The 9,337-nt window shown below is 64.6% G+C and carries 9 protein-coding genes; all 9 read right to left on the reverse strand.

The features are described from left to right. Positions 1–68 precede the first annotated feature (68 nt). The gene (locus KBC96_09085) at positions 69–1,733 is read right to left on the reverse strand and encodes a sodium/solute symporter (protein ID MBP6964548.1); all 1,665 of its coding nucleotides are present in this window, start codon (positions 1,731–1,733) and stop codon (positions 69–71) included. Between the two features lie 48 nt (positions 1,734–1,781). Continuing rightward, entirely contained in the window at positions 1,782–2,687 is a 906-nt protein-coding gene (locus KBC96_09090) for a Gfo/Idh/MocA family oxidoreductase (protein MBP6964549.1), read from the reverse strand. Positions 2,688–2,865: 178 nt separating this feature from the next. Next, positions 2,866–3,648 (reverse strand): SDR family oxidoreductase, encoded by a 783-nt coding sequence (locus KBC96_09095; protein ID MBP6964550.1) that lies wholly within the window; start codon positions 3,646–3,648, stop codon positions 2,866–2,868. After that, the gene (locus tag KBC96_09100) at positions 3,641–4,615 is read right to left on the reverse strand and encodes a Gfo/Idh/MocA family oxidoreductase (GenBank protein MBP6964551.1); all 975 of its coding nucleotides are present in this window, start codon (positions 4,613–4,615) and stop codon (positions 3,641–3,643) included. The genes KBC96_09095 and KBC96_09100 overlap by 8 nt, the downstream gene beginning before the upstream one ends. A 19-nt stretch (positions 4,616–4,634) precedes the next feature. Next, complete coding sequence (locus KBC96_09105; GenBank protein ID MBP6964552.1) at positions 4,635–5,492, reverse strand: sugar phosphate isomerase/epimerase; 858 nt, start codon at positions 5,490–5,492, stop codon at positions 4,635–4,637. Positions 5,493–5,667: 175 nt separating this feature from the next. Continuing rightward, complete coding sequence (locus tag KBC96_09110; GenBank protein ID MBP6964553.1) at positions 5,668–6,345, reverse strand: N-acetylmannosamine-6-phosphate 2-epimerase; 678 nt, start codon at positions 6,343–6,345, stop codon at positions 5,668–5,670. A gap of 190 nt (positions 6,346–6,535) precedes the next feature. Then, on the reverse strand, positions 6,536–6,715 hold the full coding sequence (locus KBC96_09115; protein ID MBP6964554.1) for a hypothetical protein: 180 nt from the start codon (positions 6,713–6,715) through the stop codon (positions 6,536–6,538). Between the two features lie 253 nt (positions 6,716–6,968). Further along, the gene (locus KBC96_09120) at positions 6,969–8,897 is read right to left on the reverse strand and encodes a heparinase II/III family protein (protein ID MBP6964555.1); all 1,929 of its coding nucleotides are present in this window, start codon (positions 8,895–8,897) and stop codon (positions 6,969–6,971) included. Between the two features lie 21 nt (positions 8,898–8,918). Then, the coding region (locus KBC96_09125) for a hypothetical protein (GenBank protein ID MBP6964556.1) at positions 8,919–9,337 on the reverse strand (419 nt) is incomplete at its 5' end.

The raw sequence follows: 9,337 nt of genomic DNA on the forward strand, positions 1-9,337 counted from the left end.
CCGACCGTCATGCTGGACTCGTTTCAGCATCCGGACCGCGGACCCCGAGCCAAGTTCAGGGTGACGCCTCAGGCCTCTTCCGCCGCCAGGTTCGTCTTCGACGCAGGGAAGAATAGGCTGACGATGTAGGCCGAGATCAGGCTCGCGGCGAGTGCGGCGGGCAGGATGAACGTGAACGACATATAGACAGGCTGGTAGTTCGCCTGGTGCAGGACCGCCGCGTGGTACCAGGTCGTGATCTCCGTGTAGTAGGAGATTAGTCCCGCCACCAGGAAGCCGACGACGATCGAGACCCACGCGCCCTGCCGGTTGCACCGTTTCATGAAGAACGCCATGATGAACAGGGCCGCGAGCGGGGCGACGAAGAACCCGTTGATCTTCTGCGCGACTTCCATGAAGTTGCCGGGGATCAGCCTCTGCAGGAAGCTCACCCCGATGCTGGCCGCGCCGATCACCACGGCCATGATCTTCGCGCGCCTGAGCTGGGCGTCCGGGTCGAGGCCCCGGGCGAACACCTTCTCGAAGTCAACCATCAGCACCGTGCTGATCGAGCTGATGCCGGACGAGATGCTCGACATCGCGGCGGCGAAGAGGGCCGCGAGCAGGAGCCCGGAAACTCCCGGAGGCAGTACGTGCGCGATGAACCAGGGGAACACCTTGTCCGCCGCGTGGGTCAGGGTGTAGTACTGCTTTGCCATCCCCCCGAGCGACATCCAATGCTGAAGTTCGTCGGGCTTGACGTCGGGCTTCAGGACGTTCAGCGCCGGAACGACGTTAAGGTTCGCCTGGAAGAACCCGAGCAGGGCAAACCCGCATAGCGCGAGCACCGCTCCGAGCACGAGGTTGGCGAAGGAGTTCGTCAGGAAGCTCTTCCTGGCGACGGCCGCGTTTCGGGTGCTCAGGTAGCGCTGGATCGCCATCTGGTCGGAGCTGGCGGTGCAGATCCACCAGATCACGTAGTACACGATGATCCCCAGAACGGTGATGCGCTGAGACATGTCGGTGAGCGGCCTCGTGATCGCGCTGGGATACGCGGGGACCTTCGGCCAGTTCAGCAGCGGCTTGACCTCCGGGCTGCCGAGGTCCGGCCACCATCCGGTGAAGCTGTGCGCGTGAACCATCGCATAGATGGTGACCAGCGCCGCCCCGACTATCAGTATGACCGCCTGGGTGGAGTCCGTGATCATCACGGCGCGGATGCCCCCGGCTGTCGTGTATACGGTCGTCACGACGCCGACCGCGATGAGGATGTACTCGATCGGCCAGCCCGTCATCGCGGCCAGGGCGACGCTGCAAGTGTAGATCACGAGCCCCGACCACGCGAGCCTGGTCAGCACGAACAGTACGGCGGCGGCCTTCCGGATGCCCGGGCCGAACTGCGCCTCCAGAAGTTGGTAGCCGGAGACGATTCGGTGGGCCATGATGCGCGGGATGATCACGTAGCCTATCGGGACGAACGCGATCCAGACGGCCAGCGACCCCCACAGCACGCCGTACCCGTTCTTGATGATCTCGCCGGGGGTCGTCAGGTAAGTGATCGTGCTGACGAGGGTCGCCATCGTCGAGAGTCCGACGATGAACCACGGCATGCTCCGCCCGCCGAGGTAGTACTCCTCGGTGCTGGTCTGCCTGCGCGAGCAGATCCACCCGATGCCGAGCATCGCTGCCCCGTATGCAAGGACGACCAGGTAGTCCCAGATCGTCAGTCCGCCGATTACTGTCTCAGATGACACGTATACCTCCGCCAAACCGCAGAATGGGACGCATGGGACCCATAGGACCTATGCGCTGACATCCACCCACCGGCCGCCCCTCGCCTTCGATTCCTGCGCGGCCACGATGACCGAGACCATCTCGAGCGTCTCCTCGTGCGGGAAGGGCGGGATGCCGCTTTCTGCGAACCTCACGAAGTCCTCGAGTTGGGCCTTGAACATGCTGAACGTGTCGAAGCTGTCCACTCGGACCCACTTATCGGCCCCGTAGAAGTTGAACGCGATCGGCCCGGCAAGCCCGGTCACGACCTCCAGTTGTGCCGACCGCCCGTCGAGCCAACTGAGCTGAACCTGCGCCCGGCTGCCCGGGCCTACATCCCTCACGGCCTTGAAGCCCCCGCCCATCACCGCGCGGACCCCCTCCAGGATGTGGATGCCGTAGGTCCGCCAGTACTTCGGGGAGACCGCGCTCGCGTACGTCCACTCGTCACCCGCGAGGGACAGAAGTTCCATGCAGTACCGGAAGCACGAGGTGGAGACGATCGGCTGACCGCCGGCATACCGTTCGCGGAAGGCGGCGAGGTCGCGCGCGTTGTCGGTCAGCGGCTTGTCTATGAAGACCGGGATGCCATTGTCGAGGAACGGCGCGGCCGTCGCGAGGTGTTTCTCGCCGTCGTCGCGGGCGAGCAGCAGGGCGTCCACCTCGCCGATCATGTCCTTGAGGTTCGGCGCTACCTTCTCGATCCTCGAGGCGCGGGCGACGTCGCGGGAGACCGCCTCGTCCTGGGTCCAGATATGCGTTACCCGCGCGTCCTCGATGCCGAAGTCTCTCTCCGGGCGCGCGCCGAGATATTGCGGGATGACCGGGAACGGACAGGAGTCCATCGCCGCGCGGTCGTAGCCGTTGATGATCGCCGCCCAGGAGTACGGGTGGCCGTTTCCTTCGCTCAGTCCGACGATGCCGAGTTTGAGCATCTCACACCTCTATGGGACATATGCAACGTTCGGGCTGGAGTTGCACTCCAGCCCGCGATACCAGTTGGGGAGTTCAACTCCCCATCCAGCCGCGCGGGAAGGAGTACAACTCCTTCCCGAACGTGTGTCTATCGGTAGGGCGTACAACATGGGACTCATGGGACGGATGGGACGGCTGTCAGAATATCGTCCAGCCGCCGTCCACGATCAGGTTCTGGCCGGTCACGTACGCCGAGGCATCAGATGCCAGGAACACGAGCGCGCCCTTCACGTCGTCCTCGCTCGCCATCCGTCCCATCGGGCATCGGCCCTCGTAGAACGCTCGCGTCTTCTCAGGCACGCTCGACTCCATGAGCCCGCCGGGACTGAGCGCATTCACGCGCACGCCGAACCGGGCGAAGCGCATCGCCATCGCCCGCGTGAAGTTGATCACCCCGCTGCGGTGGAACATGTAGTCCGGCGGGAAGTCGTCGCCCTCGCGCCCGTAAGCCCGCAGGTCGGGGCTGACGACGCCGTATATCGAGCTGATGTTGATCATCGAGCCGGACCGCCGCTTCTCCATGGCCTCGCCGAAGATGCGGGTCGGCGCGAAGATGCCGGTCGAGTTGACGTCCACCGACTCGCGCCAGTGATCGAGGTCGTCGTCGTAGGACTTCATCGGCCGGATTACGGCATTGTTGACGAGCACGTCGAGCCGCCCGTCCTCGGCTAGGATGCGGTCGCGCACCCGGCGGAGGTCGTCCTCGTCGGTCATGTCCATCGAGTCCGAGTCGGCGGCGTACCCATCGGCGCGGAGTTCTTCGGCGAACCCGGCGCACTTTACCCCGTCGCGGGAGACGATCCAGACCTTCGCGCCGGCCTCAGCGAGTCCCCGGCAGAACACCCTGCCGTATCTCCCCGCGCCGCCGGTGACGAGGGCGGTCTTGCCGTCGAGAGTCAGAAGCGAGCGAACGTCAGTCATGTTGGCTCTCCAGCACATTCAGGCACAGGCGGAGGGTGTGCGCCGCGTCGCGGATGCTCGTGAGAAGCGCCGGGCCGCCGTCTATCACATCTACGAACGCCTGCGCCTGACGCCTCATTGCCTCCAGGTAGTCGGCCTGTTCGACCTCAAAGTCCTCCCAATCGGCGGCGCCTTTGCGGAATATCCGGCACGTGAACTCCGGCTCGACGATCCGCAGGAAACCCTCCGTCCCCGCGAACTCGATGATGCCCTCGTTGTGCGGCTGAAACTGGTTGGTGTTCATCGTGCCGAGCGCGCCGTTCCGAGAGAAATCGAAGGAGAGCGCAACGGCATCCTCGACTTCGACGCCTTCGAGCGCGAGGTGGCGGATGAACCCGGTCATATCGCGGATAGGCCCCATGTACGACTGCACCAGGTCTATGTGGTGGCTCGCCGCGTCGAGCAGGCACCCGCCGCCCATGTCCCGGCGGGCGTAATAGATCTCTTTGTAGTCCGGCCGGTAGGTCGTGAACGGCTGGCCGGTGTTGACCCGGCAGACGAGCATCTCGCCCAAGTCGCCGGATGCAATCAGCTCGGCGGCCTTACGATGGAGTGGATGATACCGGCGGACGTATGCGACGCCCGACGAAGGCGCTCCCGGCTGCTCAGAAAGAGCGATCAGTTCGTCGACGCCGTCCCACGCGTGGGAGAGCGGTTTCTCGGAGAGCACCGGGATGCCCTCTCGGAGACATCGGGCGGCCATCGGGACGTGGAACGGAGCGGGGGCGCAGATCACGACCCCGTCGAACCCCGAGAGGTCGAGCGAATCCAATCCGGCGGCCAGCGGCTCGACGCCGAGTTCGGCGGCGCGCTCGAGCGACTCCCTGCGCGGGTCGGTGGCGAAGAGCTTCGGTCTCGGTTCGACCCCGTTGAACGCGCGGATGTGCTTGAGGCCGATGCCTCCCGCCCCGACGATCAGTATCTTCATTCTGACTCCTGACTCCTGGCTACTGCCTTCTCCCCAGGATCGCATCCATCGCACGCGAGGTGTTCTCGATCAGCACCTCCGGATGGTGGCGGTACGGCGGGATCATCTCGGCGGTGACAGGGCCGTCGTAGCCGACGTCCTCGAGCGCCCGGACTACCTCCGGCCAGTCCACGTCGCCGCTGAGCAGGTCCACGAACCCGTTCATGTTGCCGACGCTCCTGCGGAAGTCCTTGATGTGCACGCGCTTGATCCGCTTGCCGAGCACGCGTATCCAGTCCTGCGGGAAGCCGCTGACGACGCAGTTGCCGACGTCGAAGTACGCCCGTACCCACGGGCTGTCGAGCCGGTCTATGAACGCGGCGATCTCCAGCGGGCTGAGCAGGAACTTGTTCCACACGTTCTCGGCGCAGATGACGACGCCCGCCGCCTCGGCATCCGGGATCAGCTCGCCGAAGCACTCGGCCGCGCGGGCGTATGCGTCGTCGTACCGGACCTTCGGGAAAGCGGGGTCCCAGGGGACGTCCACCGCCCCGGGCACGATCAGGACGGCGTCGGTGCCGAGTTCGCGGGCGGCGGCGAGCGCCTTGCGGGCGACCCCCATCGCCTTCGAGCGGATACCCGGGTCGTCGGACGTGAACGGCCACTGGAAATGCAGGGCGCATCCGAGGCTGGCGATCTCGATGCCGATGTCCTTCGACGCCTGGCGGACCTTCGCCAGTCGAGCGTCTGACGATTCGAGCGAGACCTCGCCGGTGACGCCGTACCCCAACTCGATCGCTTCGAAACCGGCGGCCTTCGCCTCCTTCATCGCTTCGGCGGCGGGTTTCGCGCCGTCGAGTCCGCCGGGGAAAGACCAGTAGCTGATGCTCTTCTTCATACTCATACTCGTACTCCTGCTCTCAGGCGAAGCCCCACCCCGTCAGCCCTGAGTGCGCCTCTGGGCGTGTATCGAAGGGCGGCCTACGGAGTGCCAACCCTCGTGTAGATGCGACCGTCCTTCGATACACGCCGTCATTCACCGGCGCACTCAGGACTAGCGGATCGCATCTCGGTTACCTCTCCAGAGCCCTCACGAACCGCTCGGTGACGATGTGAGGCCTCGTTATCGCCGTGCCGACTACGACCGCGTGCGCCCCGAGATCGAGCGCCCTGCGCGCCTCCTCGGGCGTCCAGATCTTCCCCTCGGCGATTACGGGAACGCCGACGCGCGCGGCCAGCCCCTCGATCAGAGCGAAATCAGGACCCTCCTGCCTGGGGCTGTAGGGCGTGTAGCCGCTCATCGTCGTCGCCACGATATCCGCGCCGGCATCGGCGGCGGCGATTCCCTCCTCGAGCGTCGAGATGTCCGCCATGACGGCGACCCCGAGCGCCTTGACTAGTGCGATCAGATCGGCGGGACGGATGCCGGTCTTCCTTGGTCGGAGGGTCGCGTCGAGCGCGATGATGTCCGCCCCGGCGTCGAGTATCTCCTCTGCGGCGTCGAGAGTGGGGGTGATGTAAGGCTCGGTGTCAGAGCGGCCGATCTTGTTGATTCCGATCACGGGGAGATTGACGGACTGCTTGATTGCGCGGATGTCGCTCGGGCCGTCGGCTCGGATGCCGACCGCCCCTCCGATCTCGGCGGCGCGCGCCATCGCCGCCATGATGTGGCTGCCGTGGAGCGGTGTGCCCTCTGCCGCCTGGCATGACACGATGAGGCCGCCCCTGAGGCTCTCGATGAGGTCGTTCATTGGCCCCCCCCCTTGCGGGAAGGTTATACGCCGGCGCGGGTTCTTCCTCTGGGAGAAAGCACGACGGCCGCCTCCCCTCTGACGAGAGGAAGCGGCCGGTGAAAAGGGAGTCCGTGGCCAACGGGGGTGTGGCTCTAGTGCGCCGCCGGGCGCGTTTGGCCTGATCGCGGCGACCGCGTTCACGTCGAGATCAGGTGCGGTTGTACGTACTCGTCGCGGCCGCAGTCTGCGTACGGGCGCCCATCAGGCATCCGAGCGACGGTCGCAGGATGGCCTGCAGGAACGGCGACCACTGCAGAGCGCGGCGGCAGGACGGACATTCGCTGTCCGTTCCGTTGGTCCAGGTGCCACAGTAAAAACATTTGATCATGTGGCATACTCCTCCCTGGGATGGCGGCTTCCCGCCAACCCCTGCATTACCTTGCATCTCGGCCGATGAACCCAAGGTCTCTACTCCTGCGGGCTCGGGCCGATCCCCCGCCGCAAGGGCGAAGGAGAGGCATCTACTGGTAACATCACCTGCAAGATTCGTGCCAGTAATGCTAACAGGGAGGAATTCAGGTAAATTTACTGGGTAGACATTTGTACAGGGGTGACTGATGCCGTGACGACCGGCTGAGTTCTCATGGTGTATCCTCGTTCCTCAGGATCATCGTTGTGATGAATGCGGCTGTGACGGGGTCATCCAACTCGATGCCGATCCGAGTGGGCTTGATCGGGGAGTCCTCGGTGATCTGCTCGGTCTTGATTGAGAACGACGAGCCGCCGCAGTCTATCTCGACCCTCACCTTCTCCTCGGCGTTGGTGATGAGAAGCGTTCGCTCATCAACTCGTCTCACCTCTCCGGTCGTGATCAACGCCGTGCCGAACGACTGCGGCGTCTCGAAGACTACGTCATCGTGCACAGTGAGCGCGCCGGTTCCGACGCGGATGTAGGAAAACGTGCGTTCCAACCTTTTCAGTTCGGGACACTCATACGCCGATCTCAGGTCCAATCGCACGGAGTCGGAATCCTCCGTGAACGCCGTGTCCAAGACCCTGGCGCGGGCCTCGGCGCCGGGACGTTGAAGCTTGCCGGCGACCACAGGTACGGAATGGCCCCAGGAGTTCAGCAGGTTGCTCTCGTACCTCTGCTTGCTGAACGTCCGCGCGGTGTAGACCTCGTTCCCGGGATCGAGGAGCATGAGCTGCTTGCCGCAGAGGACCACGAACGATCCCAGGTCGTTGTGATTGTGATGCTCCGCGTTGTGGCCGCCTTTGACGGCGACGGCCATTGACGATTTTGAGCCCGGAAGCGGCCGGCAGATGAGCACCCCGGCGTCGTTGAACCACGTGCGCAGGGTATCCGCAACAGGATTGTCCTCGCGGGCTGAGGGTCTTTCCCGCGCTGCGAGCGCGCATACCATCGCCGAGCAGAGGAACCCTCCGCCGGCGCCTGATGCTCCAAGGCTTGATACTTCAGCCGGCTCGCGGTATCGGTCCAGGCCCAGCCCAAGACGCTTGTTGAGAAGCCACATGAGCGCGGCCGACGGCTTTGCGTAGACGCCGCAGTCCGCGAACGCCGGGGAGACCCCGTTCGCCATCTCTATCCGGGCGCCGAACAGCGCGGGCATGCGCGCCTCGGGCTGTGCGAGAAGAACGATGCCGCCGCCGGTGACGAGACTCACCATTTCGGACAGCAAGGCAAAGTGCCCGAAGCCGTAGTTCCAGTAGCCCAGCCCTTCGCTGCAGTATCCGTCCGGAGTGAACCCGGAGAGGAAATACTTCGAGTTCATCTCGGCCGCGGCGATGAGTTCGGCCCGTTCGTCGAGCGAGTCACATTCGATCAATCCCGCTCCCGTGACACCCGCGAGGCACACCGCGTTCCAGTTGTGTGTCGCTCTCACCCAGAAGTTCGCCTCGCGCTTGCCCCGGATCATATCCAGATATGGCTTGACTACTCTGCTCCTGACCTTTCGACGCAGTTCCACCAGCACCTCGGGCCGCAGTCTGGAGCCGAGCATCCAGTCCGTCATGGCGAGATTCCATGCCACCGCCGAGGAGGCAAGGTCTATGGTAACGTCCTCGCCGTTGAAGTTGACGAGCGACCCATCGTGCGCGGGCAGCACCCATGTGCGTTCGGCGCACAGCGCCGTGATCAGTTCTTCGAGCTTTGGGAGAAAGCGCCCCTTGTTCTCGACGCATTCGGCGAGCACCAGCGTCGTGAGATGGCCGCGCCGCGACACCGCGACTCTCTCCCAGTTTCTGCGATTGCCCGTGCGGGAGTAATCCAGGTAGAGATCATCGGGCTGATCGAGGAGGGGAGTGCCCAGGACCTTCTCCGCGGAGGGAACCATGCCGGCAAAAAGAGGGTCGCGCCCCAGCCGCTCCCAGGCATTCCGGTCCGAGATTCTCCATCCCGGGGCGCGGGCATCCTTCCTCAGCATCACTGCGACCTCCTTGATGCGATCAGGATCGAGCGAAGCCTCAGCATTACCGGCGGCGGAAACCTGAACCATGAAGGCCACGGCGAACAGAGCGGTCAGTGTCTTGAATATCATTTCCGGTGTCATGTCTCTCCTCTTGACGGCGGACTATCTCTCGGATTCGAATACGTACCTGCCTGATCCCGCCTCGAAAACCGCGCGGCCGTTCTCGAAGCGCACGGGCTTCATGCCGCCGGACTCCCTGACGCCGTCTGCATCCTTCGCCGGGACGTGGATCGTCGCGGTGGTGTTAGGCGGGATCGTGACGTCCCAGCGGAACGAGGCGCCGTCCAGCGACCACGCGCTTGCGATCCGGCCGTTCGGTCCGTCGTGCCAGGCGCGCACCCACGTCAGCCCGCCGACGAGGTCGGGACGGAGCACGAGGTGCCGGAACCCGGCGTCCGGACGGATGCCGGCGAGGCCCTCCATGAACCAGACATGGATCGGGGCTGCGAGCGAGGGCATCTGGACGCCGCCACCGTCCCACGACTCCTGGTAGGTCCCCTGCCTCACCATGTTGAACCAGC

The sequence above is a fragment of the Armatimonadota bacterium genome (genome assembly GCA_017993055.1).
In the GTDB taxonomy this organism is placed as follows: domain Bacteria; phylum Armatimonadota; class UBA5829; order DTJY01; family DTJY01; genus JAGONM01.

What these genes read in the sequence shown, in the direction of transcription:
- KBC96_09115 (MBP6964554.1), bottom strand. Translation starts at nt 6,715, where the DNA reads ATGATCAAATGTTTTTACTGTGGCACCTGGACCAACGGAACGGACAGC.
- KBC96_09110 (MBP6964553.1), bottom strand. Translation starts at nt 6,345, where the DNA reads ATGAACGACCTCATCGAGAGCCTCAGGGGCGGCCTCATCGTGTCATGC.
- KBC96_09090 (MBP6964549.1), bottom strand. Translation starts at nt 2,687, where the DNA reads ATGCTCAAACTCGGCATCGTCGGACTGAGCGAAGGAAACGGCCACCCG.
- KBC96_09100 (MBP6964551.1), bottom strand. Translation starts at nt 4,615, where the DNA reads ATGAAGATACTGATCGTCGGGGCGGGAGGCATCGGCCTCAAGCACATC.
- KBC96_09095 (MBP6964550.1), bottom strand. Translation starts at nt 3,648, where the DNA reads ATGACTGACGTTCGCTCGCTTCTGACTCTCGACGGCAAGACCGCCCTC.
- KBC96_09120 (MBP6964555.1), bottom strand. Translation starts at nt 8,897, where the DNA reads ATGACACCGGAAATGATATTCAAGACACTGACCGCTCTGTTCGCCGTG.
- KBC96_09105 (MBP6964552.1), bottom strand. Translation starts at nt 5,492, where the DNA reads ATGAAGAAGAGCATCAGCTACTGGTCTTTCCCCGGCGGACTCGACGGC.